This is a genomic window from Mesorhizobium sp. M0983 (assembly GCF_040318975.1).
Classification (GTDB): domain Bacteria; phylum Pseudomonadota; class Alphaproteobacteria; order Rhizobiales; family Rhizobiaceae; genus Mesorhizobium.
The window spans coordinates 1-24,524 of the sequence record NZ_JAMYNH010000004.1; the positions used below are offsets into that span (position 1 = coordinate 1).

30 protein-coding genes are annotated in these 24,524 nt (G+C 62.1%); 12 read left to right on the top strand and 18 right to left on the bottom strand.

Annotated features, from left to right (window positions below; genetic code table 11):
• Window positions 1–165 precede the first annotated feature (165 nt).
• Both NKH71_RS09030 and NKH71_RS09035 read right to left on the bottom strand, forming a co-directional pair.
• Window positions 166–792 carry a glutathione S-transferase family protein gene (locus tag NKH71_RS09030; RefSeq protein ID WP_023717369.1) on the bottom strand — a complete coding sequence of 209 codons (627 nt, stop codon included), beginning with the start codon at window positions 790–792 and terminating at the stop codon, window positions 166–168.
• 11 nt (window positions 793–803) lie between these two features.
• Window positions 804–2,015 carry an NADP-dependent isocitrate dehydrogenase gene (locus tag NKH71_RS09035; protein ID WP_023717370.1) on the bottom strand — a complete coding sequence of 404 codons (1,212 nt, stop codon included), beginning with the start codon at window positions 2,013–2,015 and terminating at the stop codon, window positions 804–806.
• 206 nt (window positions 2,016–2,221) lie between these two features.
• On the opposite strand from NKH71_RS09035, the gene NKH71_RS09040 reads away from it, so the two are divergent.
• The 4 genes from NKH71_RS09040 (at window position 2,222) to NKH71_RS09055 (ending at window position 5,033) form a co-directional block, all read left to right on the top strand.
• The gene (locus NKH71_RS09040; protein ID WP_352790724.1) at window positions 2,222–3,088 is read left to right on the top strand and encodes an RNA methyltransferase; all 867 of its coding nucleotides are present in this window, start codon (window positions 2,222–2,224) and stop codon (window positions 3,086–3,088) included.
• A 79-nt stretch (window positions 3,089–3,167) separates the two neighbouring features.
• Window positions 3,168–3,812: a DUF805 domain-containing protein gene (locus NKH71_RS09045; protein WP_502900347.1), complete on the top strand. Its 645-nt coding sequence runs from the start codon at window positions 3,168–3,170 to the stop codon at window positions 3,810–3,812.
• Window positions 3,813–3,952: 140 nt separating this feature from the next.
• Window positions 3,953–4,765, top strand: coding sequence for a glutamate racemase (murI, locus tag NKH71_RS09050; RefSeq protein WP_023717373.1), 813 nt, complete (start codon window positions 3,953–3,955; stop codon window positions 4,763–4,765).
• Between the two features lie 79 nt (window positions 4,766–4,844).
• Window positions 4,845–5,033: a DUF3008 family protein gene (locus NKH71_RS09055; RefSeq protein ID WP_023717374.1), complete on the top strand. Its 189-nt coding sequence runs from the start codon at window positions 4,845–4,847 to the stop codon at window positions 5,031–5,033.
• Between the two features lie 90 nt (window positions 5,034–5,123).
• On the opposite strand, the gene NKH71_RS09060 is transcribed toward NKH71_RS09055, so the two are convergent.
• A complete protein-coding gene (locus NKH71_RS09060) occupies window positions 5,124–5,336 on the bottom strand; it encodes a hypothetical protein (RefSeq protein WP_023674706.1) in 213 nt (70 codons plus the stop codon).
• A gap of 379 nt (window positions 5,337–5,715) precedes the next feature.
• On the opposite strand from NKH71_RS09060, the gene rpsD reads away from it, so the two are divergent.
• From rpsD to NKH71_RS09075, 3 genes are all read left to right on the top strand, one after another.
• On the top strand, window positions 5,716–6,333 hold the full coding sequence (gene rpsD, locus NKH71_RS09065) for a 30S ribosomal protein S4 (protein ID WP_023717376.1): 618 nt from the start codon (window positions 5,716–5,718) through the stop codon (window positions 6,331–6,333).
• 160 nt (window positions 6,334–6,493) lie between these two features.
• Window positions 6,494–7,381 carry a tRNA 2-thiocytidine(32) synthetase TtcA gene (gene ttcA / locus NKH71_RS09070; protein ID WP_352481309.1) on the top strand — a complete coding sequence of 296 codons (888 nt, stop codon included), beginning with the start codon at window positions 6,494–6,496 and terminating at the stop codon, window positions 7,379–7,381.
• The gene (locus NKH71_RS09075; protein ID WP_352481171.1) at window positions 7,371–8,198 is read left to right on the top strand and encodes an inositol monophosphatase family protein; all 828 of its coding nucleotides are present in this window, start codon (window positions 7,371–7,373) and stop codon (window positions 8,196–8,198) included. The genes ttcA and NKH71_RS09075 overlap by 11 nt, the downstream gene beginning before the upstream one ends.
• A 22-nt stretch (window positions 8,199–8,220) precedes the next feature.
• Here NKH71_RS09075 and NKH71_RS09080 read toward each other — a convergent pair whose 3' ends face one another.
• Window positions 8,221–9,420 carry a multidrug effflux MFS transporter gene (locus NKH71_RS09080; protein ID WP_031193515.1) on the bottom strand — a complete coding sequence of 400 codons (1,200 nt, stop codon included), beginning with the start codon at window positions 9,418–9,420 and terminating at the stop codon, window positions 8,221–8,223.
• A gap of 206 nt (window positions 9,421–9,626) precedes the next feature.
• Window positions 9,627–9,962, bottom strand: a complete 336-nt coding sequence (gene grxD / locus NKH71_RS09085; protein ID WP_023674712.1) for a Grx4 family monothiol glutaredoxin — start codon at window positions 9,960–9,962, stop codon at window positions 9,627–9,629.
• 162 nt (window positions 9,963–10,124) lie between these two features.
• Here grxD and NKH71_RS09090 point away from each other — a divergent pair, with 162 nt between their 5' ends.
• Complete coding sequence (locus tag NKH71_RS09090) at window positions 10,125–10,931, top strand: phosphodiester glycosidase family protein (RefSeq protein WP_352495801.1); 807 nt, start codon at window positions 10,125–10,127, stop codon at window positions 10,929–10,931.
• 12 nt (window positions 10,932–10,943) lie between these two features.
• Here the strand turns inward: NKH71_RS09090 and NKH71_RS09095 are convergent, their stop codons facing one another.
• The 3 genes from NKH71_RS09095 to NKH71_RS09105 form a co-directional block, all read right to left on the bottom strand.
• On the bottom strand, window positions 10,944–11,177 hold the full coding sequence (locus NKH71_RS09095) for a BolA/IbaG family iron-sulfur metabolism protein (protein ID WP_023674714.1): 234 nt from the start codon (window positions 11,175–11,177) through the stop codon (window positions 10,944–10,946).
• A gap of 86 nt (window positions 11,178–11,263) precedes the next feature.
• The gene (purL, locus tag NKH71_RS09100) at window positions 11,264–13,504 is read right to left on the bottom strand and encodes a phosphoribosylformylglycinamidine synthase subunit PurL (RefSeq protein WP_023717381.1); all 2,241 of its coding nucleotides are present in this window, start codon (window positions 13,502–13,504) and stop codon (window positions 11,264–11,266) included.
• A gap of 149 nt (window positions 13,505–13,653) precedes the next feature.
• Complete coding sequence (locus tag NKH71_RS09105; protein ID WP_352790721.1) at window positions 13,654–15,066, bottom strand: aminotransferase-like domain-containing protein; 1,413 nt, start codon at window positions 15,064–15,066, stop codon at window positions 13,654–13,656.
• 138 nt (window positions 15,067–15,204) lie between these two features.
• On the opposite strand from NKH71_RS09105, the gene NKH71_RS09110 reads away from it, so the two are divergent.
• Window positions 15,205–15,411 carry a DUF1127 domain-containing protein gene (locus tag NKH71_RS09110; RefSeq protein ID WP_353022699.1) on the top strand — a complete coding sequence of 69 codons (207 nt, stop codon included), beginning with the start codon at window positions 15,205–15,207 and terminating at the stop codon, window positions 15,409–15,411.
• An 18-nt stretch (window positions 15,412–15,429) separates the two neighbouring features.
• On the opposite strand, the gene NKH71_RS09115 is transcribed toward NKH71_RS09110, so the two are convergent.
• The 7 genes from NKH71_RS09115 to purC are packed head-to-tail and all read right to left on the bottom strand — an operon-like array spanning window position 15,430 to window position 19,482.
• Window positions 15,430–16,071, bottom strand: coding sequence for a Pr6Pr family membrane protein (locus tag NKH71_RS09115; RefSeq protein ID WP_352790719.1), 642 nt, complete (start codon window positions 16,069–16,071; stop codon window positions 15,430–15,432).
• Window positions 16,072–16,075: 4 nt separating this feature from the next.
• Complete coding sequence (locus tag NKH71_RS09120) at window positions 16,076–16,486, bottom strand: hypothetical protein (protein ID WP_352790717.1); 411 nt, start codon at window positions 16,484–16,486, stop codon at window positions 16,076–16,078.
• A gap of 2 nt (window positions 16,487–16,488) precedes the next feature.
• A complete protein-coding gene (locus tag NKH71_RS09125) occupies window positions 16,489–17,154 on the bottom strand; it encodes a glutathione S-transferase family protein (protein WP_352477367.1) in 666 nt (221 codons plus the stop codon).
• Between the two features lie 31 nt (window positions 17,155–17,185).
• Window positions 17,186–17,854, bottom strand: coding sequence for a phosphoribosylformylglycinamidine synthase subunit PurQ (purQ, locus tag NKH71_RS09130; protein WP_352790715.1), 669 nt, complete (start codon window positions 17,852–17,854; stop codon window positions 17,186–17,188).
• The gene (locus tag NKH71_RS09135; protein WP_352894988.1) at window positions 17,851–18,408 is read right to left on the bottom strand and encodes an RNA 2'-phosphotransferase; all 558 of its coding nucleotides are present in this window, start codon (window positions 18,406–18,408) and stop codon (window positions 17,851–17,853) included. Before NKH71_RS09135 ends, purQ begins: the two co-directional genes overlap by 4 nt.
• Entirely contained in the window at window positions 18,405–18,647 is a 243-nt protein-coding gene (gene purS, locus NKH71_RS09140) for a phosphoribosylformylglycinamidine synthase subunit PurS (protein WP_023717389.1), read from the bottom strand. Before purS ends, NKH71_RS09135 begins: the two co-directional genes overlap by 4 nt.
• A 40-nt stretch (window positions 18,648–18,687) precedes the next feature.
• Entirely contained in the window at window positions 18,688–19,482 is a 795-nt protein-coding gene (gene purC / locus NKH71_RS09145) for a phosphoribosylaminoimidazolesuccinocarboxamide synthase (protein WP_023674725.1), read from the bottom strand.
• A gap of 269 nt (window positions 19,483–19,751) precedes the next feature.
• On the opposite strand from purC, the gene NKH71_RS09150 reads away from it, so the two are divergent.
• Window positions 19,752–20,072: a DUF1476 domain-containing protein gene (locus tag NKH71_RS09150; RefSeq protein ID WP_023674726.1), complete on the top strand. Its 321-nt coding sequence runs from the start codon at window positions 19,752–19,754 to the stop codon at window positions 20,070–20,072.
• 120 nt (window positions 20,073–20,192) lie between these two features.
• Entirely contained in the window at window positions 20,193–20,966 is a 774-nt protein-coding gene (locus tag NKH71_RS09155; protein WP_352790713.1) for an HpcH/HpaI aldolase family protein, read from the top strand.
• Here NKH71_RS09155 and NKH71_RS09160 read toward each other — a convergent pair.
• Window positions 20,963–21,511, bottom strand: a complete 549-nt coding sequence (locus NKH71_RS09160) for an RBBP9/YdeN family alpha/beta hydrolase (protein ID WP_352790726.1) — start codon at window positions 21,509–21,511, stop codon at window positions 20,963–20,965. The genes NKH71_RS09155 and NKH71_RS09160 overlap by 4 nt on opposite strands.
• A gap of 270 nt (window positions 21,512–21,781) precedes the next feature.
• On the opposite strand from NKH71_RS09160, the gene NKH71_RS09165 reads away from it, so the two are divergent.
• Complete coding sequence (locus NKH71_RS09165) at window positions 21,782–22,594, top strand: VOC family protein (RefSeq protein ID WP_352790711.1); 813 nt, start codon at window positions 21,782–21,784, stop codon at window positions 22,592–22,594.
• 1 nt (window position 22,595) lies between these two features.
• Here the strand turns inward: NKH71_RS09165 and NKH71_RS09170 are convergent, their stop codons facing one another.
• Window positions 22,596–23,168: an RBBP9/YdeN family alpha/beta hydrolase gene (locus tag NKH71_RS09170; protein WP_023717394.1), complete on the bottom strand. Its 573-nt coding sequence runs from the start codon at window positions 23,166–23,168 to the stop codon at window positions 22,596–22,598.
• On the bottom strand, window positions 23,168–24,475 hold the full coding sequence (purB, locus tag NKH71_RS09175) for an adenylosuccinate lyase (RefSeq protein WP_023717395.1): 1,308 nt from the start codon (window positions 24,473–24,475) through the stop codon (window positions 23,168–23,170). The genes NKH71_RS09170 and purB overlap by 1 nt, the downstream gene beginning before the upstream one ends.
• Between the last annotated feature and the right edge of the window lie 49 nt (window positions 24,476–24,524).

Genomic DNA, 24,524 nt, shown 5'->3' on the forward strand with positions numbered 1-24,524 from the left:
ATCGGTGATTGCAACGTCACCACCGTGCCATGGCCGCTCGCCCTTCAGAGCAAGCGCCGTTCTCTCTCCAAAACTTTTTGCAGAACCTTCAGGACACTATCGAGATTGGATGTCACTTCGGCTTTCGCTAATCACCAGAAGGCCTATTGCCGAATGCTTGTCTCCTCACTCTGCCTTTTCGGTCTTCGCAAAACCCGCACGCGCCGCGATGCGCACATACCAATCCTGGATATCGGCAAACTCCGCCAGCAGTTTTCGCCCCTCGGCGACCTTGACGAAATAGCCGATGATCGGTGCGGCGTGCAGGTCGGCCAGCGTCAGTTCCGTCCCCAACAGCCAAGGCCCTTCGGCTTTCAGCGAAGACAGCGCCTGCAATGCCGTTCTCGCCTGCCTCAACCCGTTGGCGATCACGGCTTCGTCGGGCGGCGTTTTTTCCAGCCGCTCGACGGCGACATCCCAGACCATGGCCCTGTAGGCGTAGGCGTCGAGCAGGCCGGTGATCTGGTTCATGCGTGATCGAGGCCGGGCTTCGACCGGTTGCAGCGCCGGGCCGTCAAAGGCTTCGTCGACATAACGGGCAATCGCGCCGGTCTCGTAGAGGCGAAAGCCGTCATGCTCGAAGGCTGGGATGCGGCCGAACGGCTGGTGCTCGAAGTACCAGCCGGGAATGCCGTCCGCCGCAAAGATGTCGACGGGCACCAGCTCGTAGCCGACGCCCTTTTCCTCGAGCACCAGCCGCACGATGCGCACATAGACGCTGTAGTCCGCGCCGTAGACGACGGGCTTGTCCATGTCGGAGGAGCTCAGGCCATCGCCTTCTGCAAATTCTCGTCGATCTTGTCGAGGAAGCCGGTGGTCGAAAGCCATGGCTGGTCGGGACCGATCAGCAGCGACAGGTCCTTGGTCATGAAGCCGGACTCGACCGTCTGGATGCAGACCCGTTCCAGCGTCTCGGCAAAACGCTTCAGTTCGGCATTGTCGTCGAGCTTGGCGCGGTGGGCGAGGCCGCGCGTCCAGGCAAAGATCGAGGCGATCGAATTGGTCGAGGTCTCCTCGCCCTTCTGGTGCTGGCGATAGTGGCGGGTGACGGTGCCGTGCGCGGCCTCCGCCTCGACGGTCTTACCGTCCGGCGTCATCAGCACCGAGGTCATCAGGCCGAGCGAGCCGAAGCCTTGCGCCACCGTGTCCGACTGCACGTCGCCATCATAATTCTTGCAAGCCCAGACATAGCCGCCCGACCATTTCAGGCTGGAGGCCACCATGTCGTCGATCAGCCGGTGCTCGTACCAGAGTTTCTTGGCCTTGAACTCGGCTTCGAACTCCGCCTCGTAGACCTCCTGGAAGATATCCTTGAAGCGGCCGTCATAGGCCTTGAGGATGGTGTTCTTGGTCGACAGGTAGACGGGGTAATTGCGCAGCAGGCCGTAATTCAGCGAGGCGCGGGCGAATTCGCGGATCGACTCGTCGAGATTGTACATGGCCATGGCGACACCGGCGCCGGGTGCGTCGAAGACGTCGTGCTCGATCACCTGGCCGTCCTCGCCGACGAACTTGATCGTCAGCTTGCCCTTACCGGGAAAGCGGAAGTCGGTGGCGCGGTACTGGTCGCCGAAGGCGTGGCGGCCGACGATGATCGGCTTGGTCCAGCCGGGCACCAGCCGCGGCACGTTCTTCATAATGATCGGCTCGCGAAAGATGGTGCCGCCGAGGATGTTGCGGATGGTGCCGTTCGGCGACTTCCACATCTTCTTCAGCTTGAATTCCTCGACGCGCTGCTCGTCGGGCGTGATCGTCGCGCATTTCACGCCGACGCCGTATTTCTTGATGGCATTGGCCGAATCGATGGTCACCTGGTCGTTGGTGGCGTCGCGGTGCTCGATACCGAGATCGTAATATTCGAGCTTGAGGTCGAGATAAGGGTGGATCAGCTTGTCCTTGATGAACTGCCAGATGATGCGGGTCATCTCGTCGCCGTCGAGTTCGACGACCGGGTTCGCCACCTTGATCTTCGCCATGGAAAGAATGCCTCGCTTTTGGGGAACGGAACGGCCTTGCCCGCACGGCTGCCGGCCCTGGGATGCGGCCCGTATATCAAAGGCTTTTTGGCCGCGCAAACGGCGAACCGCGCCGTAGTGCCGGCATTCTTTGCGAAAGCTTCATTTTCGCCGCCAAATGTGGCAGGGGACTGCGAAATGCCGCAAACAGCAGTTCATTGACAACCATGACCGCCACCCAGGATCCCGACAACCCTCTTGCCTCCGGAACGCCTGCGTCCGGACCGGCGATCATCCTGGTCGAGCCACAGCTCGGCGAGAACATCGGCATGGTTGCACGCGCCATGGCCAATTTCGGCCTTGCCGAACTGCGCCTCGTCAATCCGCGTGACGGCTGGCCGAGCGAGAAGGCGCGTGCCGCGGCAAGCCGCGCCGACCATGTCATCGATGCCGTCGAGGTGTTCGACGACCTGGGCTCGGCAGTCGCCGACTTGAACTTCGTCTTCGCCACCACGGCGCGCGCGCGCGACAATTTCAAACCGGTGCGCGGCCCGGTCGAGGCGGGCAGGGCGCTGCGCGCGCGGCAGCGGGCCGGCCAGCGCACCGGCATCCTGTTCGGGCGCGAGCGCTTCGGCCTCTATAATGACGAGGTCGGCCTTGCCGACGAGATCATCACCTTCCCCGTCGATCCAGCCTTCTCCTCGCTCAACATCGCCCAGGCGGCCCTGCTGATGTCCTATGAATGGATGAAGTCCGGCCTGGAAGACGAGACCAGGACCAACTTCTCCGGTCCCGAAATGCCGCCAGCTGCCAAGGAAGAATTGCACGCCCTGTTTGCGTATCTGGAAGGTGCACTGGAGGCGCGCGGCTATTTCCGCCCGGCACCGAAGAAGCCGAAGATGGTCGACAATTTGCGCGCAGTGCTGACCCGCCCCGGTTTTGCCGAGCCGGAGCTCAAGGTGCTACGCGGTATTATATCATCGCTGGACAGGTTCTCGCCGGCCATGCCGCGCGGCGACGGATCGCCCGGCGACGATCCAAGGCGGCTCCCGGCGGCCGCGGCACGCGCCGGCAAGGCGAAGGACAAAGACTAGCCTTCGAGTTGCCCATATCTCACCAGTAACCGAATGTTATTTGATGTGATCCATTGTCTGGAAAACGATGGATCCTCGGATGTTTAGCTCGGATATCGGTCGTCCTCGCTTTTTCTTCTATTCGGCGGCCTTGCTGGTTGCGGAAATCGTGACCTTTGTGCTGTGCGTCGTGCTGACCATCGGCATCGAGGGTTTGGCCAATTCGAAGCCCGGACCTTCCAGGGAAGGGCTGGCCGCGGCCGTTCTCGTCGCCTCGCTGGTGATTGTTCTGTTCCGCGCGAATTTCGCCTGGCGTCGAAGCCGCGATGCGCAAGGGTCCGGTTGGATCCTTTGGTCGTATATCGTGTTCTCGACCCTGTTTGCGATTCTGCAGGCCGGCACTGTTCTTGTCGTAAAGTTCGACGGCGACGAGTCGCATTCCGGCCTTAACCTGCTGGGATTAGCTCTCGTCGGGCTGTGGGCGGTCATCTTGGCGGCCAAGCCGGCGGGCGGTAGCTCTTCGGATATGGCGTCATCCCTGAGTTTCGACGATTTCGACCCGCCCGGGCCGCTGCGCGGCGCCGCGGCGCCCCATTCAGAGTCGGCCGCCGGCGTGGCGGCCCTGGCTCCGGCCTATGCCATGCGGGCCGCACCGGTGCCGTCGAACCACCCTGCACCTCACCCTGCATCTCCGGCGAACGGCCGGCCGCGGGCCGGCGGCTTCGGCAAGCGGGGCCTTGTGTGACCGTCTCGCCGCATCAAGGCCATGATGGTTCCAGATAGAAGCGGCCGGGATAAAGCATCATTGGCCGAAGCAAAAAGCATGGGCCGAACCTTCTCTCGTGATCTCGTTTGTGATTCCCAGCCCTTAGTGACTCAATGATAATGACCAGTCCATCGAGCGCCCGTCCGATCCTGATGTTCGATTCCGGCATTGGCGGCCTCACTGTGCTGCGTGAGGCGCGCGTCCTGATGCCTGACCGCCGCTTCATCTATGTCGCCGACGACGCGGCGTTCCCCTTCGGCGCCTGGGAGGAGCCGGCGCTGAGAACACACATCCTAGAGTTGTTCGCCAGGCTGCTCGAACGGTTTTCGCCGGCTATTTCGGTCATCGCCTGCAACACCGCCTCGACGCTGGTCATCGATGCGTTGCGCGAGAGGTTTCCCGGCCACCCTTTCGTCGGCACCGTGCCGGCCATCAAGCCAGCGGCGGAACGCACGCGCTCAGGCCTAGTTTCGGTGCTGGCTACGCCCGGCACCGTCAAGCGCCAGTACACGCGCGACCTGATCAGCAAATGGGCGCAGAAATGCCATGTCCGCCTGGTCGGCAGCGACAAGCTGGCGGGATTGGCCGAAGCCTATATGCGCGATGGTTTTGTCGACGAGGACGCCGTGCGCGCCGAGATCGCGCCGTGCTTCGTCGAGCATGACGGGTTACGCACCGACATCGTCGTGCTTGCCTGCACCCATTATCCGTTTTTGGCCAACCGCATGCGCAAGACAGCACCTTGGCCGGTCGACTGGCTCGACCCGGCCGAGGCGATCGCACGCCGCGCGCTGTCGCTGCTCGCCGATACCGAGGCCCGTTATCGCAGAGAGGTACTGCCGGAAGGCGCCGATTTTGCCGTCTTCACCTCGAACGAGGCCGATTTTCCGACGCGCCGGCTGATGCAGGGATTTGGCCTGGCGGTATCCTGACCCCAGGCACTTTGGTGCTCCGGGAACATCAGCCCAGGGCGATGCGTTCTTTTCTCATTGAGGAACAGGAGAAACGATCATGCCAGCCACCTCGAAAGCCCAGCAGAAAGCCGCCGGTGCTGCACTGTCCGCCAAGCGTGGCGAGACCAAGAAGAGCGAGCTCAAAGGCGCGTCGAAGGGAATGTATAAATCCATGAGCGAAAAACAGCTCGAGGAATTCGCCGAGACCAAGCGCAAGGGCCTGCCGGAAAAGAAATCGAAACACTGATCGACTGACCATTCTGGCGGCGGATGCCGGTCGATAAAAAGCCCGCGGCTGAGCCGCGGGCCCTGAAGTCTCAACCGGCGAGGGCGAAAATTACCAGTTCCATCCCCAACCGCAGCGCCGCACTTTGTAGCGGATGACCTTGCGATGACCGTGCCGCCACACCACCTTCTTCTTGACCACGATGCGGCAGACCTGGTGATGCCTGTGGCCGTGCCAATGCCGGGCCTGCGCCGGCTCGGGCGCGACCGCCATCGTGCCGGCCATCACCGCGGCTCCTACCAACGTAAGGAAGAACTTCTTCATGCGAATTCCAGCTCCTCTGACTTCAGTCCCTTCCTGATGCCGCTGGCGCAACCTCCCGCCACATCCGGCACGTTCTACAACCGCAACACTATCCGGTTCGGCGATTCGCGCCAGCCGGAAGCTTGACAGCGGTTAAATCTCCGTTTAACCAGCCCACCAACACCGGGCCGCAATGCCCGGTGGTTTTCTTTATGTGTGCAAGACGTTTGGAAGCCGGTTTTAATTTCCTGATGTCCTGTTTGAAATGACGTGTCCCGTGGGTTTTCCGTCGCGTTGCGTGGAAAACCCTGTCAGGTCTCGAAAACGGGGGCCAGAGGAGGGCGCGTTTCCTTCACCCGGACCATGAGGTTCCGGGTGTGTTGTTTTGAAAGGGAATGCGATGAGCAAGCGCGAATCCGCGAAGTACAAGATCGACCGCCGTCTTGGCGAAAACATCTGGGGCCGCCCGAAGTCCCCGGTCAACAAGCGTGAATACGGCCCCGGCCAGCATGGCCAGCGCCGCAAGGGCAAGCTTTCCGATTTCGGCCTGCAGCTGCGCGCCAAGCAGAAGCTGAAGGGCCACTATGGCGACGTTTCGGAAAAGCAGTTCCGCAAGGTCTATGAAGAGGCGGACCGCCGCAAGGGCGACACCTCGGAGAACCTGATCGGCCTGCTCGAATCGCGCCTCGACGCAGTCGTCTACCGCGCCAAGTTCGTACCGACCATCTTTGCGGCGCGCCAGTTCGTCAATCACGGCCACGTCAACGTCAACGGCAAGCGCGTCAACATCGGCTCGTACCGCTGCAAGCCGGGCGACGTCATCGAAGTGCGCGAGAAGTCGAAGCAGCTGGTCATCGTGCTGGAATCGGTGGGCCTGGCCGAGCGCGACGTGCCCGATTACATCGAGGCCGACCACAACAAGATGACCGCCGCCTTCACGCGCATCCCCGGCCTGGCCGACGTTCCGTTTGCCGTGCAGATGGAACCGAATCTGGTCGTCGAATTCTATTCGCGCTGATCGGCGCGTTCGTACGCGATACAAGCGAAGGCCGCCCTATCGGGGCGGCCTTTTCTTTTTCGTTCCTTTTTCGCGGCGTGATTCCGAAATCGATTTCGATTTTCAGTTCGATGCGCTACTGCGGGCGGCAACAGGACTTTAGGGCCGACGCGCCGTGAACATGCAGCCAGACGCCGAAACGCTCGAACCGGTCGCCTACGCCGAAGGCGGCTTTCATCCGCTGTTTGCCGATGTGCCGTCCTCCGTCGAGTTCAACAAGCTGCGCAAGCGGCTGCTGCGGCTTGCCCGCCAGGCGATCGACGATTTCTCAATGGTGAGGCCCGGCGACCGCTGGCTGGTCGCTCTGTCGGGCGGCAAGGATTCCTACGGCCTGCTTGCCGTGCTGCTCGATCTCAAATGGCGCGGGCTGCTGCCGATCGAGCTGTTGGCCTGCAATCTCGACCAGGGCCAGCCGAACTTTCCCAAGCACATATTGCCCGACTATCTCGACAGCCATGCCATTCCGCATCGCATCGAATATCAGGACACCTATTCTGTGGTCATCGACAAGCTGGCCGAGGGCAGCACCTATTGCTCGCTGTGTTCGCGGCTGCGGCGCGGCCATCTCTATCGCATTGCCCGCGAGGAGGGCTGCTCGGCGCTGGTGCTCGGCCATCACCGCGAAGACATTCTGGAAACCTTCTTCATGAACCTGTTCCATGGCGGACGCCTCGCCGCCATGCCGCCGAAGCTGCTCAACGACGAAGGCGACGTCATGGTGCTGCGGCCGCTCGCCTATTGTGCGGAAGCCGATCTCGAGAAATTCGCCGGCGCCATGAAATTCCCGATAATTCCGTGCGATCTGTGCGGTAGCCAGGAAGGCCTGCAGCGCAACGCCATGAAAGCGATGCTCGACGACATCGAGAAGCGCATGCCCGGCCGCAAGGACACCATGATCCGTGCCATGGCCAATGTGCGGCGCTCGCATCTGCTCGACAGGACGCTGTTCGATTTCGCCGCCCTCAACGATGCTCTTAACGCAAAGCAAGACGGTCCCCATGACATTTGACGACAGCGCGATCGACTGGCTTGCCGACCTTCTGTCGGACGCTGCCGTCGCCGAGATCATGCCGCGCTTTCGCCGGTTGAGTGAGGGCGACGTGCGTCGCAAGACCTCGGCCGCCGATCTTGTGACCGAGGCCGACGTGAATGCCGAGCGGCTCATCGCCGCCAGGCTGCTTCAGCGGTATCCCAAGGCGATGATCGTCGGCGAGGAGGCCTGCTCCGACGACCCGACGCTGCTCGACGGTCTCGGCGATGCCGAACTCGCCTTCGTCGTAGACCCGGTCGACGGCACCTTCAACTTCGCCTCCGGCGTGCCGCTGTTCGGCGTCATGCTTGGCGTCGTGGTCAAGGGCGAGACGGTCGCCGGCATCATCCACGATCCCGTCGGCAAGGACTGGCTGGTCGGCGTCAGTGGCGCCGGCAGTCATATTCGGCACGCGCATGGCAATTTCGAAAAAGTCCATGTCGCCAAACCGGCGCCGATATCGGAAATGACTGGAGCGGTCTCGTGGCACTATCTACCCGAGCCGGACCGCTCACGCCTGGCGCGCAATCAGACCAAGTCGCTGTCGCAGTTCAACTATCGCTGCGCAGCCCACGAATACCGCCTGCTGGCCAGCGGCCACGGCCATTTCGTCGTCTATAACAAGCTGATGCCGTGGGACCATCTGGCCGGCGTACTGATCCATGCCGAGGCCGGCGGTTATGCCGCGCGCTTCGACGGCAGCGCCTATCTGCCGTCACATGTCGGAGGTGGCCTGCTGGTCGCGCCGGACAGGGAAAGCTGGCGGGAGCTGCGCCGCGAGCTTTGGGCGGAATAGTTTTATCCGCCAGCGCGTAAAACTAGACCGGCGGGTTTTGCGGCTGGAACAGCCTGCCGCGCTCGGCGATGAGAATCATCAGCAGCGCCGCCACCGACACGCTGCAGAACCCGGCGGCCAGCGGCGTTACCGTACCGTTGAAGGCCTGGCCGATCAGCGTGCCGAGGATGCCGCCAAGAAATGTCTGCATGAACCCGAGAATCGACGAGGCGGTGCCGGCCAGGTGACCGAGCGGCTCCATGGCGAGCGCGTTGAAGTTCGCGCCGAGCGCGCCGAACGGTACCATGGCGCAGGCAAAGAAAGTAATGAAGAGCCAGAGCGGCATCTTCATTTCGATGGAAACGACCAGCCAGGCAAGGCTGATGGCCAGAAACAGCAGCAGCGCGCTTTGCGACAGACGGCGCATGCCGATGCGGCCGACGAGGCGCGAGTTGAGGTAGTTCGAAAAAGCAAGCACGCCGGCAACCCCCGCGAAGATGACCGGGAACATCTCGCCGACATCGAACACGCTGACATAGATCTGCTGGGCCGAGGCGATGAAGCCGAACATGGCGCCGAAGATGAAGGTGCTGGCGAAGGCGTAGCAGAGCGCGATGCGGTTGGTGAGAACGATGCGGAAGCCGCCGATGATGGAGGACAGCGTCAGCGGCCGGCGATATTCTGGATGTAGTGTCTCGGGCAGGCGCAACAGCGACCAGGCGGACACGATCAGCGCGCCGGCCGCCATGGTGACGAAGATCACGTGCCAGGTCGCAAACAGCATGATGAATTGGCCGATACCGGGTGCCACCACCGGAATTGCCATGAACACCATGAAGATCAAGGACATGACTTCGGCCATGCGCCTTCCGTCGAACGTATCGCGCACGATCGAGACGGCAATGACGCGCGTCGCCGCCGCGCCGATGCCTTGCACGGCCCGGCATAGCAGAAGCGTGGCGAATGACGGGGCGACTGCAGCAGCGCCCGCCGCCGCAACATAGATCACCAGCCCGGCAACCAGCGGAGCGCGGCGCCCGAAGCGGTCCGAGACGGGCCCGAAGAACAGTTGCCCACCGCCGAAGCCCAGTATGTAGGCGGTGATCACATATTGCCGGTGGTTTTCATTTTCGACGCCGAGCGAGGCGCCGATCTGCTGCAGCGCCGGCAACATGATGTCGATGGCCAGCGAATTGAGCGCCATCAGCGCCGCGCATAGCGCGATGAATTCCCAGCGCGGAATAGGCAAGGTGCTTGCCTTTTGCTGCGCTTGTGCTTGCTGATCCACGGCCAGTCCGATCTTCAAACGAAAATGCGCCGGCGTGCCGACGCATCCATTCGTTCATTGCCCCGATAGCGGGCACAACTTTTTGCCAAGGTGCCCCGGCGCTAAGCGCATGACCCCGACAATCGCAGTCGATCTTCGGAGAGCCATACGCAAAACAGAAGTCAGGCGGCGCCTTTGACGCTGACGCCCTTTTCGACGAGGAAGGTCTGCAATTCGCCCGCCTGGAACATCTCGCGGATGATGTCGCAGCCGCCGACGAATTCGCCCTTGACGTAGAGTTGCGGGATGGTCGGCCAGTTGGAATAGTCCTTGATGCCTTGCCGTAGCTCGGCCGACGTCAGCACGTCGACACCCTTATAGTCGGCGCCGATATAGTCGAGGATCTGCACGACCTGACCGGAAAATCCGCATTGCGGGAAGCCGGGCGTGCCTTTCATGAAGAGAACAACGTCGTTGCCCTTCACTTCATTATCGATGTAGTCGTTGATGCCGCTCATGGAATACCCTTTCATGCCTGTGGGAGTCAGGCTCGAACATTACCCTTCAAATAAACCCATGGGTTGCGCGAAACAAGATGTTTGCCGCCTTGCCATGCAAATGGCGCAAAGGAACGTCTGATCTTGTGCCAAGCCGTTGGCCACCATCTTTCCCGAGGCGCGATGAAAAGACGATATCTCGCCGGGTTCCTCCTCGCCGTTCTGCTCGCCGCACTGGCCTTGATTTGGTGGGCCAGGTCGCCGAGACAGCCACCCCTCGTCGTCGGCGGTGAATTGCCGGCGCCGTGCCGCGACGCGAGCTTCGAGGCGGCCGCCTACGTCGTCTGCGAAATCGATCTGCGCCGCTATGACATCGGTGTGTTCCACGTAGGCCTCGACGGCAAGGCCTTCGGTTCCCTGGACAAATTCGACAAGGCGATGGCGGATCAGGGCCGGCCGGTGCTGCTCGCCATGAACGCCGGCATGTATCACCAAGATCTGACCCCAGTCGGCCTTCTCGTCGAAGACGGCCGGGAGAAGGCGCCGCTCAACGTCGCCGACAGCGAAGGCAATTTCTTCCTGAAACCGAATGGCGTATTCGTGGTCCGCAAGGACGGCAAGGCGGCGGTCATGGAGACAAGTGCCTATGCCGCGGCCGGGCCGGACGTGATGGTCGCCACGCAATCCGGCCCGATGCTGGTGATCGACGGCCGGCTTCATCCCCGTTTCGAGCAGGACGGCACATCGCGCTATATCCGCAACGGCGTCGGCGTGCTTGACGAAAACACCGTCGTGCTGGCGATCTCGCGCTCTCAAGTCAGCCTCGGCAGCTTCGCACGGCTGTTTCGAGATGCGCTCAATTGCCCCAATGCGCTTTTCTTCGACGGGGTCGTGTCGGCGCTGTCGAATGGCGAGCGGATGATTGTTGGTGGAAACTATCCGGCCGGGCCGATCATTGCCGTGACCGGCAAGGCGCTTGCGAGCCGGTAACTGGACGGGAGTTTAGTCCGGCACGCTGGTCTGCAGGGCAAGCGCGTGCAGCACGCCGCCCATGTTGCCCTTCAGCGCGTCATAGACCATCTGGTGCTGCTGGACGCGGCTTTTGCCGCGAAAGCTTTCGGCCACCACCTCCGCCGCATAATGGTCGCCATCGCCGGCCAGGTCGCGAATCGTCACCTTGGCGTCCGGAATGCCTTCCTTGATCAGCCGTTCGATGTCGTGGGCGTCCATTGCCATGCGAGGATTCCTTGTTCAGGTCGTGAACTCATAGATATGGTCGAAACGGCGGATGAACCACAGTGAAACGGCTCCACTCGATCACATCACGGGTCCACGACCTCATTTGCCATGAAGCGAGGGAACCAGGATTCGTGGGCAGCGGTCAATTCACTGACCGGTATCGCACGTGCCTCGCCCAGCTTCAGTTCGCTGCCGCCGGTCGAGCCGATCCACGGTGCAAAAATGCCGAGCTTGCTTTGCTGTTCGCGAATGGCATCCCACGCCTCGCTCTGCGGGTCGATCGACAGCGTCAGCAGATAGCGGCCCTGATCCTCGCCGAACCAGACCGGGATCGGATCGGTGCCGATCAGGCCGGGGATGGTCGCGCCGATGCCGGAGGCCATCGCCATCTCGGCCAACGCCACCGCGATGCCGCCATCGGAAACGTCATGCGCCGCGGTAACGACGCCCGACGCAATCAGCGCCCGCACATGGTCACCGACGCGCTTTTCGTGATCGAGATCGACGGGCGGCGGCGGGCCGTCGGCACGGCCATGGATGTCGCGCATATAGACCGATTGGCCAAGATGCGTGCCCCACATGGTCGGTGCGCCGACCAGCACGATCATCTGGCCTTCGGCGGCAAAGCCGATCCGCACCATTTTCGACCAATCGGCAATCAGCCCGACGCCGCCGATGGTTGGTGTCGGCAGTATGCCTTGGCCGTTGGTCTCATTGTAGAGCGAGACGTTGCCGGAGACGATCGGGAAGCCCAGCGCCCTGCAGGCATCGCCAATACCTTTCACCGCGCCGACCAACTGACCCATGATCTCCGGCCGTTCCGGATTGCCGAAATTAAGGTTGTCGGTGGCCGCGAGCGGCAAGGCACCGGTGGCGGTAAGATTGCGCCAGCATTCGGCCACCGCCTGCTTGCCTCCCTCGTAGGGGTCGGCCTCGCAATAGCGCGGCGTCACGTCGGAGGAGAAGGCGAGCGCCTTGGTCGGATGACCGTCGATCCGCACGACGCCGGCATCGCCGCCGGGAAGCTGCAACGAATTGCCTTGGATCAGCGTGTCGTACTGCTCCCACACCCAGCGGCGCGAGGACAGGTCCGGCCCGCCAAGCAGCTTCAGCAAAGCCTCGGCCACATCGGTTTGCGGTGCATCGCCGGCGCCCAATGGCGCTGGCTTCTTCGGCTCGACCCAGGGACGGTCATATTCCGGCGCCTGGTCGCCGAGATCCTTGATCGGCAGGTTGGCGACCTCGTCGCCCTGGTGCAGCACGCGGAAGCGCAGATCGTCGGTGGTCTTGCCGACGATGGCAAAGTCGAGGCCCCATTTGTGGAAGATCGCCTCGGCCTGTTTTTCCTTTTCGGGGCGCAGCACCATCAGCATGCGCTCCTGGCTCTCCGAAAGCATCATCTCATAAGCGCTCATGCGCTCTTCACGCACCGGCACCTTGTCGAGATCGAGCTCAATGCCGAGGTCGCCCTTGGCGCCCATTTCGACCGCCGAGCAGGTGAGACCAGCGGCACCCATGTCCTGGATGGCAATAACGGCGCCGGACGCCATCAGTTCGAGGCAGGCTTCGAGCAGGCATTTTTCGGTGAAGGGATCGCCAACCTGGACCGTGGGCCGCTTCTCGTCGATCTTGTCGTCGAATTCGGCCGAGGCCATGGTGGCGCCGCCGACGCCGTCGCGACCGGTCTTGGCGCCGAGATAGACGACCGGCAGGCCGACGCCCTTGGCCTCGGACAAAAAGATTGCGTCCGTCTTCGCGAGGCCCGCGGCAAACGCATTGACCAGGATATTGCCATTGTAGCGGGCGTCGAAATTGACCTCGCCGCCGACCGTCGGCACGCCGAAGGAATTGCCATAGCCACCGACGCCGGAAACGACGCCGGCAACGAGGTGCCTGGTTTTGGGATGATCCGGCGCACCGAAGCGCAGCGCGTTCATCGCCGCGATCGGCCGCGCGCCCATGGTGAAGACATCGCGCAGGATGCCGCCGACGCCGGTCGCCGCTCCCTGATAAGGCTCGATATATGAGGGATGGTTATGGCTCTCCATCTTGAAGACGACGCAGTCGCCGTCGCCGATGTCGACCACGCCGGCATTCTCGCCCGGGCCCTGGATGACTTGCGGCCCGGTGGTCGGCAGCGTACGAAGCCATTTTTTCGAGGATTTGTAGGAACAATGCTCGTTCCACATCGCGGAAAAAATACCGAGTTCGGTAAAGCTCGGCTCGCGCCCGACCAGGTCGAGGATGCGTTGGTACTCGTCGGGCTTCAGCCCGTGCGCGGCAATGAGTTCCGGAGTGATCGGCACGGAATTGGAAATGGTCATGATCGGCAATTTGTGTCCTTGGGATCGAGTCCCGTCTTATCGCAAGCTTTGCAGCCGATACACCCCGTCGGATGACTAAAACGACGGAAAGCAACAGCTTGCCGCAAGTAGCGGAAGATCGCCACTCGACCCGCCGGTTTCAAGCCGGTTCAGGAAAAGCTGTCGTAGCCGGCGCGGCCTTCGTCCAGAAGCCGCCGGATCACAGCGACGCCGTGCGCAATATCGTCCCGCTGTCGCGGCTGCGAGATGCCAAACCGCACGCCGTGAAAGGCCTGTTCGGAACGCCCCGCCTTGAACTCGTCCTCGTCGTCGATGAGCACGCCATGTTCGAGGCAAGCCTGTTTGAAAGTGCCGGAAAGCCATGGGTCCGGCAAAGTGAGCCAGACGAACGGCACATTATCCAGCGCCTTGAAGTCGAAGCCGTCGAGTGTCTCGCGCACGATCGCGATGCGCGCACCGATCTCGGCAATGCTGCGCTTGCGCATCTCGGCGGCCTGACCGGACAACACCAGCCGGCTGCCCACCTCCGCCAGCAGAAAGGGCAGGCCGCCCGTCATCATCTTATGGGCAACCCGGATGCGGTGACGATAGGCCGGCGGGCAAGCGAGCCAACCGCCGCGAACACCCGCCGCGACCGATTTCGACAGGCCGCCGGCAACGATGGTCCGTTCGGGAGCATATTCGGCCAGTAAAGGCGTCGGGTCGTCGGTCAGTCCGCCATAGAGATCGTCCTCGATCAGGACGACGTTATATTGACGGGCGACATGCGCGATTGCCTCGCGGCGCGATGCCGACAGCGTTGTCAGCGTCGGATTCTTGGCCGTCGGCATCAAAAACATCATCTTCGGATGCTTTTGTGCGCAGACGCGCTCGAAATCCTGGGGATCGATGCCCTCGTCGTCAGCCGCCACCAGTGCGGTCCGGCGACCGATAAGGCCGGCGCTGCGGGAGATCTGCGAATAGGTGAGGTGCTCGAAGACGACATAGTCGCCGGGGGCAGTGAGCCCCGCAATTGTTGCCATCACCGCGGCGTGGGTGCCGAGCGTGGGGACAATGGCATCCGCCGCCGGGCGATAGGAATTGCGCGACAGCCAGCGCCTGCCGGCCTCGAACCAGCGGTCCGGGAAATCACGCGTGTAGCTTGAAATCTCATGCGGATGGTCTTGCGCCGTGCGTGTCAACACATCGGCGACGATGGCACCCTGGCCGACATCCGGTGCGGCGGTGCTATCGAAGCGCAGCTTGTCGCCGGGCGCATCCATATAGCGCGTGCCTTGTTCGACCGGCTCCAGGAAATCCGGTTTTGCGCTTTCCGACTGCTGAGCGAGAACATAGGTTCCGCGGCCGACCTCGCCGCTGACCAATCCCCGCTCGCGCAGCAATTGATAGGCCCTGCCGACCGTGCCGACGGTCGTGCCGATGTCGTATGCCAGATCGCGCTGCGGCGGCAGCTTTGCCCCTGCACCGATCAGGCCGCGGTCGATGTCCGTCTCGATGGAATCGGCAAGCCGCTGATAGAGCGGGCCGGTACCCGCGGTAAGATCTGGAAGCCAAGTTGTCATGGTGACAATTTTTTACATTGCACCAGGATGTGAGTCAATACATATCAGATCGGCGGCGAGAAGGGTACAATCCGAAGTTTTGGCAGAAAGAAAATGGCTACAATAGAGACAATCCGCTCCGTTAGGGCTGAATTGCAGATGCAGGTGGCGCCTCCGTTAGGCCGGCCAACCTATGTTAGTCGGCTGGTGCGTACGCTCGGATCCTTCGCGAGATGGATTGGCAGGCTAATGGATCGTCGGCGCAGCCGGCTGGTCCTGCTCGAGATGACCGACGACCAGCTCAAGGACATAGGCATTACGCGTTGTGATGCCCATCGTGAGGGCCTCAGGCCGTTCTGGGACTGAGGGTTGAGGCACCGCACTTTAGCGGACGCCCGCCGCCCTGAGCCTCGATACGCCGTGGTCCACAAGCACGGCCACGATACACAGAACCAGAAAAAGCCCGGTGATGGCCAGAGCCGAGACGGCGACGCTGGCCGCCCCGTGTTTGGAGACGTCGAGGAATGGATAGGGTACTTCGCCGACGATCGGCGCCCGCAGCAGCGCGTAGGCCAGATAGGCGATCGGATAGATCATCCACCACGAGATGTCACGCCATCGCGTCGAGCCGTCGGCGCCCGCCACAAGCCACCACAGCACGAACACCACCGGCGTCACATAGTGCAGGAGCACGTCGCAGAGCAGGAACAGCCCTTGCGGCTGCCAAAGCTGCGCCAGGACCGTGGCATAGATAATGAGGACCAGGCTTATGGCAACGGCTACGCCCGCCCGTATCCGTGGCCCGGCAAAGGCCGGAAACCAGGCATAACCCGTCGACGACAGCAACGAGGCATGGACGAGCACCGCGCCGATGTTGGTCAGGATGGTGAAGAAGCTGAAATAGAAGACCAGCGAGCCGACAAAGCCGCGGCCGGCTTCCATTGATGCCGGGACGGTGATGCAGAGCTGCAGGACGAGCCCGGCCAGGCCGACGACCAGACCGGTGATCTGCAGCAAGCGACCCATTGGGCTAGGCAGCAGCGCCACAGGCCGGATTGCCCGCCTGCCAGCGGGCAATGTCCGAGCCGATGCGGCCGCCGAGCGGTTCCGCCATCAATGGGCCGAACACGTCGACGCGGCTCGAATTGCCTTGCGCCTGCACGACCAGCAACGGCTTTCCGCCATAATGTTTGGCCGGCACCAGCAGGAAGCGCGGCGTGCCGCTGAACGAATTCAGCTCGTTGGCCATCTGATAGGATTTGAAGGCAGGGTCCTTGCTGGCGATCCAGCATTTGTGGGCAGCTATTGCCACCTGCTCCATGGCAAGCAGTGACGCGCTCTTGCCTGCCGGCGCCGGCGTGCTCTTCGGGCTTGCCTGGCAGGAGGCGAGTACAAGACCGGCGGCAGTGGCGAGGGCGAGGCTGGCGAGTGTCGATCGCATGGTCAAGCGGCGCCCATCTCGAGTTCGGACAGAAAGATCTTCAGACCGTCTGTCATCTCACCCCAGACGCGCGACAGCGCCGGATGCTGCAAGGCGATTTGCTCATAGGCATCGAATTTCGGATAGGCGTCAAGCAGGTCGGGGCGGCCGATCGTCGCCCTGAAATTGTTGAAGACGAAGCGGGTCGGCGTCAGCCACGCATCGGCGAAGGAGATGTCGTCGCCGAGCGCGAACGGGCCATGCGCCATGCGGGCCTCGATTGCCGCAAGCCCGTGATGCAATCGGGCGAACTGTGCCTTGATCTCCGCCTCGTTGCGCTGCGGCACGAAATAGAGCTCGAACAGCTTCATCGTTGGGGCGAGCACGTCAAGGTCGGTGATGCGGGCGAACATGCGCACCAACGCCCGGTCTTTCGAATCCTTGGGCAGCAGCGCTGGCTCGGGAAAGCGCTCCTCCAGATATTCGGCAATGACCACGGATTCGACGATCGTTTCGCCCGAGCCGGTGATCAGCACTGGAATCCGGTTGAGCGGGGAGATGGCACGGAATGCCTCGGGAATGGGAAACCCAGGCGGCGGTGCAATGACCTTGAGCGGCACGTTCTTGATGTAGGCCAGCGCCCGCACGATCGACGAATAGGGCGACAGCGGTCGCGAATAGAGTTTCATGACCGTCGCTCCAGGAGGAAGATTGAATGCATCAAGCGGCGATGCCCAGCGCGCTTTCGAACAGCGCCCGGCCGTCGCTGCCGCCATGCGCCGCTTCAATCAGGTTCTCGGGATGCGGCATCAGGCCGAGCACATTGCCACGGCCGTTGACGATGCCGGCAATGTCGTTGATCGAGCCGTTGGGATTGGTGCCTTCGGCGTAGCGGAACACCACCTGGCCTTCGCCTTCGAGGCGGGCCAGCGTTTCGGCATCGGCAAAATAATTGCCGTCATGATGCGCCACCGGCGCGCGGATGACCTGGCCCGGCTGATAGCGGCTGGTGAACATCGAGTTGGCATTGGCGATCTGCAGCTTGACTTGCCGGCAGACGAATTTCAGCGAGGTGTTGCGCATCAATGCACCCGGCAACAGGCCGGCCTCGACCAGGATCTGGAAGCCGTTGCAGACGCCGATGACCGTGACGCCCTTGGCCGCCTTTTCGGCCACAGCCCGCATTACCGGCATGCGCGCGGCAATGGCGCCGCAGCGCAGATAATCGCCAAAGGAAAAGCCGCCGGGAATGGCGATCAGGTCGACGTCGGGAATTTCAGTGTTGGTCTGCCAGACGGTGACCGGCGGCGTGCCGGAAATCTTGGTCAGCGCCGCGATCATGTCACGGTCGCGATTAAGGCCGGGGAGCAGGACGACGGCTGATTTCATGAGAATTCATGCTCGTTGAGTTGGAACAGATATCGCGGCAAAACATGGCTGGTCAGCCAGACGCCATTTTCGGAAAGAAAAAATAAGGCGCCGTTTTTGGTCATGTTTTCCGAGTCGATCCGCAGGATAACACTTCTCCCCTTGCGGCGCTGTGCGACGATCACAGCTGTTTCAATGTCTTTTGACAAATGAACGTGCTGCCGAGACTGGCTGATCAAGCCTTCTCGTAAGATGCTGGGGAGAAACTCTTCCTTGGTGCCGTGATATAAGACTGTTGGAGGAATTGATGGCGACAGGCCGAGATCAATCTCGACACTGTGGCCTTGAACCGCACGGACACGATCACCGTCGATTGCAAAGCGCTTTTTCGGGTTCTCGTCGATGATCCGAACAACCTCGGCGGCGGATGTGCCGAACTTCGCCTGAATTGCCGCGCAAAGTTTGTTGAAATCAGTCCAACCGTTCTCATCCAAAGTCAGCCCCGCTTCATGGGGAGCATGGCGTAAAACAAGACTCATGAACTTCGATATCTGGATGTCTTTCGACAAGCTCAGCCGATCTCCACCGCGTAATTCTCAATCACCGTATTCGCCAGAAGCTTGTCGCACATAGCTTTCAGATCGGCCTCGGCCTTGGCCTTGTCGCCCTCGGCAAGCTCGATATCGAAAACCTTGCCTTGCCGCACCTGGCCGACGCCGCCGAAACCCATTCCGGAAAGCGCATGCTCGATTGCCTTGCCTTGTGGGTCGAGCACGCCGTTCTTGAGGGTTACGGTAATGCGGGCCTTGATCACGCTGGACATGCTCCTGTTCACCTGTTGAGCGGGCAAGCCGTCAGTGCGGCTTGCCTTTGACACCGTCGGTCGATGCGACGAGCACCGGTCCGGCAGGGCGCGGCGGTTCGTTCTCGTTCATGATGCCGAGGCGGCGGGCAACTTCCTGATAGGCTTCGACGAGCCCGCCCATGTCGCGGCGGAAGCGGTCCTTGTCGAGCTTGTCCTGGGTCGCCACGTCCCACAGCCGGCAGGAATCCGGCGAGATCTCGTCGGCGACGACGATGCGCATCATATCGCCTTCGAACAGGCGGCCGCATTCGATTTTGAAATCGACGAGCTGGATCCCGACGCCCATGAACAGGCCGGAAAGGAAGTCGTTGACGCGGATGGCCAGCGCCATGACGTCGTCGATCTCCTGCGGGCTCGCCCAGCCGAAGGCGGTGATGTGCTCTTCCGAGACCATCGGATCGTCGAGCGCATCGGCCTTGTAATAGAATTCGATGATCGAGCGCGGCAGCACGGTGCCTTCCTCGATGCCGAGGCGCTTGGCCAGCGAGCCGGCGGCGACGTTGCGTACCACCACTTCGAGCGGGATGATCTCGACTTCCTTGATCAGCTGCTCGCGCATGTTGAGCCGGCGGATGAAGTGGGTCGGAATGCCCATCCGGTTGAGATGGTTGAAGATGTGCTCGGAAATGCGGTTGTTGAGCACGCCTTTGCCATCGACGATTTCATGCTTCTTCTTGTTGAAAGCGGTGGCGTCGTCCTTGAAGAACTGGATCAGCGTGCCAGGCTCCGGTCCCTCATAAAGGATCTTGGCCTTGCCTTCATAAATGCGGCGGCGATTTTTCATCTGATTTTTCTCTGGATTTGCGGGCAGGCGGCAAGCGACCAGTTCCTGTCCGTCTGCCTAAAATAAGATGGCGACGGTGGGGTTCAATGCCGGTGTCTATCCCAATCGCACTGTTTGCTCAATCGGCAAATCCTTTCAATCAACCGCTTTCGGGACCGAAATGCCGCAGCGCAGCAGGCAATGTAGCATATTGACCGGCCGGCGCCCTTTTGGTTTGTGCTCCGGCAACACATATTGACCCAACGAATCGGATTTCACGGAGGGATGCCATGAGCAGCATGAAAGACCGCGAAGAGGGCTTCGAGCGCAAATTCGCATTCGACGAGGAACTTCGGTTCAAGGCTGCGGCACGCCGCAATAGAGCGCTCGGCCTGTGGGCTGCCGAAAAGCTCGGCAAATCCGGCGCCGATGCCGACGCTTATGCCAGGGAAGTGGTCGTCAGCGACATCGAGGAAGCCGGCGATCACGACGTCTTCCGCAAGATACGCAAGGATTTCGATGCAGCCGGCATCGATCAGTCGGACCATCAGATCCGCCGCACCATGGATGAATTGATGGCGCAGGCGATTGAGCAGATCAAGAACACCTGATCCTTCCACCGACATCGATCGAATGCTGGACCAATCGACCGCCCGGCCTAACCGGGCGGTTTTTCTTTGCCTTTGCGGTCATTTCCGGCTGAATTGCTGCAAGCAAAGAGGAAATCACCAATGTCCCTGAAGTCACGCCTGGCGGCCGACGAGACGCTGTTCACCGCATGGTCCGGCGTGCCGGATGCCCTGACTGTCGAGATATTGGCCAGACAAGGGTTCGACGCGGTTACGCTCGACATGCAGCATGGTGGCCATCACGAGGACAGCGTGCTGCGCGGGCTTGTGCCGGTGCTGGCGGCCAACAAGCCGGCGCTGGTGCGCATCCCGGTCGGCCGCTTCGACATGGCCAGCCGCGCGCTCGACTTCGGCGCCGAGGCTGTGATCGCCCCGATGGTGAATTCAGTGGCGGACGCAAAGCTGTTTGCCGCCGCCATGAAATACCCGCCGCTCGGCGAGCGCTCCTGGGGGCCGACCTATGCCTTTCCGCGCCATGGCAAGGGCGATTATGCCGACTGGCTGCGCGACAGTAACCAGCGCACCATGGCGTTCGCCATGGTCGAAACGCGCGCCGCGCTTGATGCACTCGACGGCATTCTCGACACGCCGGGTATCGACGGGATCTTCCTCGGCCCGTCGGATTTCTCGATCGCCTGGTCGAAGGGAACCACCGTCAGTTCGACGCTGGAGAGCATGATGGAGACCGTCGCCTCGATCGCCCAGCGCACCCGCAAGGCCGGCAAGCATGCGGCGATCTATGTGATGGAACCGGCCATCGCCGGTCGCGTGGTGTCGATGGGTTACCGGCTGCTGGCGATGGGTTCCGAGCATTCGCTGATTTCGCTTGGGGCAAAGACCCTGCTGAGCAGCGTCAGGGGTTCAATCGCTTCCTAGAGATCCGTCAGGAATTTCGCGAAGGTCATCGACCCTTCGGGCCAGGGCCCAAAGCCGGAATCCGCGTTGAGATGGCCGGCATCGCCGGCGTCGATGAACAGCGAGCCCCAGGCCGCGGCAATGTCCTCGGCGACGCCGAAGGCGCAAAACGGGTCGTTGCGGCTGGCGATCACCACCGACGGAAATGGCAGCGGGTCGCGCGGATAGGGGCCGAAGGTCATCAGGTGCCTCGGCTTTATCTTGGGATTGGCGACATCGGGCGGCGCCACGAAGAAGGCGCCGGCGACCGGCCGCTCGAACCGAGGCAATGCCTGGATGACCGCGGCGACGCCAAGCGAGTGAGCGACGATGACGACCGGCCGCTCGGCCTCGTTGACCGCCTTGGCGACACCTGCCGTCCAATCGTCCCGCACCGGCTTCGACCATTCCGCCTGCTCGACGCGGCGCGCCGTCGATAGTTTCGACTGCCAGCGGCTCTGCCAATGATCGGGGCCGGAATTGGTGTAGCCCGGCACGATGAGAATATCTGCTTCCTTGACTTTCATGGCGCGCATGTAGCGAGCGACACTGTCGGGTGCAACCAGGTATGGGTCCAAAGAGCCGCACGCAAACGGCCTCTGACGGGTCCTTCTGCTCGCAATTGTGAACACCATGTTCGCTTCTTGCACTCTTGTGTGAACGATCGCGATCGACGATCTGTCGCCGGGAAAGAATGGCTGTTCCGAGATTTTGGCACGGACACGGCGTAGAATGATCGATGGCGCCGGGTTCCCTTGTTGGAAGCTTGTCGAACGCCGCCTGAACGGAGCACTTTGATGAGCGAACTGCCTTTTGCCGCGACGACCCCGGTCAGCGTTGCCCGCGTCGGCTTGCGGGCGCGCGATGCAGAAAATCTCGCTGCCTACTACCGCAAAGTCGTCGGCCTGCAGGAACTGAGCCGCGCCGGCGGCACGATTACGCTCGGCGCAGTCAATCGCCCTTTGCTAGACATCGAAGCGGATCCGGCGGCGAAACCCGATGACCCGCGCAGCGCCGGTCTTTTCCACACCGCCTTCCTGCTGCCCAGTCGGGCCGATCTCGGCCGCTGGATCAATCATGCCATCGCCGGCAAGATCGGCATCGAGGGCGCATCCGATCATCTGGTCAGCGAGGCGCTTTATCTGACCGACCCGGAAGGCAACGGCATCGAGATCTATGCCGACCGCCGTCCGCAGGACTGGAAATGGAACGGCGACAAGATCGCGATGGCGACGGAGCGGCTGAACATCCCTTCGGTGGTTGCCGAAGTGCCGGCCGGCGACGCCGGCTGGCAGGGCGCGCCGGAAAACAGCATTATCGGCCACGTCCATTTGCGGGTCGGCAGGCCGGAAGAAGCCGAAGCATGGTGGCACCAGGAGTTCGGTTTCGACACGGTGGCAAAATATGGTGGCGCGGCGGTGTTCCTGTCGTCCGGCGGCTATCATCATCATATCGGAGCAAATGCGTGGCAGAGCCCGGGTGCCGGTCGCCGAGATCCCTCCCGCTCCGGCCTGGCCTGGGTCGAGATGCGTTCGGACAATGCCGCGAGCGACACTACCCGCGAGGATCCGTGGGGCACAGTGATAAGGACGGTTCCCGGTAAGGCGTAGGCTAGAGGTTAGCCTTCTCGAGTAAGCGTCCTAGCATCAGCAGGCCCGCTGGCCATACGCCCAGGCGGGCCTCGTTTCCCATATGGCCGAGATCGCCGGCATCGGCGATATCCGCGCCCCAGGCTGCGGCAAAAGCGGTCGCCTTGTCGAAGGTGACGCGCGGGTCGCTGCGGCTCGCCACCACCAATGCCGGGAAGGGCAGGCGCTTCAGCGGCATCGGCGCGAACGGGCGCACCGCGTCGAATGAGGGATCGGTATCCTCGACATTGGTCGCGGCGACCAGGAACGCCGCCGCGACCTTGTCGAGCTGGCTTTGACTGGCCCCGGAAGCCCACTTCACCGCCGTCGCCACTGCCAGCGAATGTGCAAGCAGCACGATGCGGCGCGGTGCGGCGGCCACCGCAGCATCCACCTGGCCGATCCAGTCTTCAGGCTTCGGCCGGTCCCACTCTGCCTGCAGCACGCGGCTCGAATTGGGGAGCACCCTGCACCAATGCGACATCCAATGATCCGGTCCGGAATTGCCGCGGCCGGGCAGGGCAAGAAAATCGAAATCTCCGGCCGCCGAAATCATCAGGCTTCTCCGAACACTCGGCTGAAGATCGTGTCGACATGCTTGGTATGATAGCCCAAGTCGAATTTCTCGCGGATCTCGGCCTCAGGCAGAGCTGCAACAACGTCCTTGTCGGCCAAAAGTTCCTCAAGGAAATCAGCGCCTTGCTCCCACACCTTCATGGCATTGCGCTGCACCAGCCGGTAGGCTTCCTCACGCGAAATGCCGGCTTGCGTCAGCGCCAGCAGCACGCGCTGCGAATGCACGAGGCCGCGGAACTTGTTCATGTTCTTCAGCATGTTGTCGGGGTAGACCAGCAGTTTGTCGATGACGCTGGTCAGCCGTGACAGCGCGAAATCGAGCGTCACCGTCGCGTCGGGCCCGATCATGCGCTCGACCGACGAGTGCGAGATGTCGCGCTCGTGCCACAGCGCCACATTCTCCATTGCCGGCAGCGCGAAGGAGCGCACCATGCGAGCAAGGCCGGTGAGGTTCTCGGTCAGCACCGGGTTGCGCTTGTGCGGCATCGCCGACGAGCCCTTTTGTCCGGGCGAAAAATACTCCTCCGCCTCCAGTACCTCGGTGCGCTGCAGATGGCGCATCTCGATCGCCAGCCGCTCGATCGACGAGGCGATGACGCCGAGCGTGGCGAAGAACATCGCATGGCGGTCGCGCGGGATCACCTGCGTCGACACCGGCTCGGGCTTCAGCCCAAGTTTCTTGGCCACGTATTCTTCGACATAGGGGTCGATATTGGCGAAGGTGCCGACCGCACCCGAGATGGCGCAGGTGGCGATGTCCTCGCGTGCGTGCACCAGCCTCTCGCGGCAGCGCGAGAATTCGGCATAGGCCTGCGCCAGCTTGACGCCGAAAGTGGTCGGCTCGGCATGGATGCCGTGGCTGCGGCCGATGGTAATCGTATCCTTGTGCTCGAAGGCGCGGCGCTTGAGCGCCGCAAGCAGCCCGTCAATGTCGGCCAGGAGGATGTCGCTGGCCCGGGTGAGCTGCACGGCAAAACAGGTGTCGAGAACGTCGGAGGATGTCATGCCCTGATGGATGAAGCGGGCATCCGGCCCGACGAATTCGGCAAGATGGGTGAGAAAGGCGATGACGTCGTGCTTGGTGACGCGTTCGATCTCGTCGATGGCTTCGACATCGAATTTCGCCGCCCCGCCTTTCTCCCAAATGGTCTTGGCGGCCTCCTTCGGGATGACGCCGAGCTCGGCCAATGCGTCGCAGGCGTAGGCCTCGATCTCGAACCAGATGCGGAACCGGGTTTCGGGCGACCAGATGGCCACCATTTCCGGCCGGGAGTAGCGAGGGATCATCAGTCGGTCCTGACTTGCAAGAGCATTTGCCCGCGTCCTAACAGAGGCA

Coding starts and splice junctions, on each gene's coding strand:
- NKH71_RS09075 (WP_352481171.1), top strand. CDS start 7,371: ATGACATTTGACGACAGCGCGATCGACTGGCTTGCCGACCTTCTGTCG.
- grxD (WP_023674712.1), bottom strand. CDS start 9,962: ATGAGCGGCATCAACGACTACATCGATAATGAAGTGAAGGGCAACGAC.
- NKH71_RS09165 (WP_352790711.1), top strand. CDS start 21,782: ATGAGCGAACTGCCTTTTGCCGCGACGACCCCGGTCAGCGTTGCCCGC.
- NKH71_RS09055 (WP_023717374.1), top strand. CDS start 4,845: ATGCCAGCCACCTCGAAAGCCCAGCAGAAAGCCGCCGGTGCTGCACTG.
- NKH71_RS09120 (WP_352790717.1), bottom strand. CDS start 16,486: ATGCGATCGACACTCGCCAGCCTCGCCCTCGCCACTGCCGCCGGTCTT.
- NKH71_RS09060 (WP_023674706.1), bottom strand. CDS start 5,336: ATGAAGAAGTTCTTCCTTACGTTGGTAGGAGCCGCGGTGATGGCCGGC.
- NKH71_RS09040 (WP_352790724.1), top strand. CDS start 2,222: ATGACCGCCACCCAGGATCCCGACAACCCTCTTGCCTCCGGAACGCCT.
- NKH71_RS09035 (WP_023717370.1), bottom strand. CDS start 2,015: ATGGCGAAGATCAAGGTGGCGAACCCGGTCGTCGAACTCGACGGCGAC.
- NKH71_RS09095 (WP_023674714.1), bottom strand. CDS start 11,177: ATGGCAATGGACGCCCACGACATCGAACGGCTGATCAAGGAAGGCATT.
- NKH71_RS09090 (WP_352495801.1), top strand. CDS start 10,125: ATGAAAAGACGATATCTCGCCGGGTTCCTCCTCGCCGTTCTGCTCGCC.
- NKH71_RS09110 (WP_353022699.1), top strand. CDS start 15,205: ATGCAGGTGGCGCCTCCGTTAGGCCGGCCAACCTATGTTAGTCGGCTG.
- NKH71_RS09115 (WP_352790719.1), bottom strand. CDS start 16,071: ATGGGTCGCTTGCTGCAGATCACCGGTCTGGTCGTCGGCCTGGCCGGG.
- purL (WP_023717381.1), bottom strand. CDS start 13,504: ATGACCATTTCCAATTCCGTGCCGATCACTCCGGAACTCATTGCCGCG.
- NKH71_RS09030 (WP_023717369.1), bottom strand. CDS start 792: ATGGACAAGCCCGTCGTCTACGGCGCGGACTACAGCGTCTATGTGCGC.
- NKH71_RS09105 (WP_352790721.1), bottom strand. CDS start 15,066: ATGACAACTTGGCTTCCAGATCTTACCGCGGGTACCGGCCCGCTCTAT.
- rpsD (WP_023717376.1), top strand. CDS start 5,716: ATGAGCAAGCGCGAATCCGCGAAGTACAAGATCGACCGCCGTCTTGGC.
- NKH71_RS09155 (WP_352790713.1), top strand. CDS start 20,193: ATGTCCCTGAAGTCACGCCTGGCGGCCGACGAGACGCTGTTCACCGCA.
- purB (WP_023717395.1), bottom strand. CDS start 24,475: ATGATCCCTCGCTACTCCCGGCCGGAAATGGTGGCCATCTGGTCGCCC.
- NKH71_RS09170 (WP_023717394.1), bottom strand. CDS start 23,168: ATGATTTCGGCGGCCGGAGATTTCGATTTTCTTGCCCTGCCCGGCCGC.
- purQ (WP_352790715.1), bottom strand. CDS start 17,854: ATGAAATCAGCCGTCGTCCTGCTCCCCGGCCTTAATCGCGACCGTGAC.
- NKH71_RS09125 (WP_352477367.1), bottom strand. CDS start 17,154: ATGAAACTCTATTCGCGACCGCTGTCGCCCTATTCGTCGATCGTGCGG.
- NKH71_RS09045 (WP_502900347.1), top strand. CDS start 3,168: ATGTTTAGCTCGGATATCGGTCGTCCTCGCTTTTTCTTCTATTCGGCG.
- purC (WP_023674725.1), bottom strand. CDS start 19,482: ATGAAAAATCGCCGCCGCATTTATGAAGGCAAGGCCAAGATCCTTTAT.
- NKH71_RS09150 (WP_023674726.1), top strand. CDS start 19,752: ATGAGCAGCATGAAAGACCGCGAAGAGGGCTTCGAGCGCAAATTCGCA.
- ttcA (WP_352481309.1), top strand. CDS start 6,494: ATGCAGCCAGACGCCGAAACGCTCGAACCGGTCGCCTACGCCGAAGGC.
- murI (WP_023717373.1), top strand. CDS start 3,953: ATGACCAGTCCATCGAGCGCCCGTCCGATCCTGATGTTCGATTCCGGC.
- NKH71_RS09160 (WP_352790726.1), bottom strand. CDS start 21,511: ATGAAAGTCAAGGAAGCAGATATTCTCATCGTGCCGGGCTACACCAAT.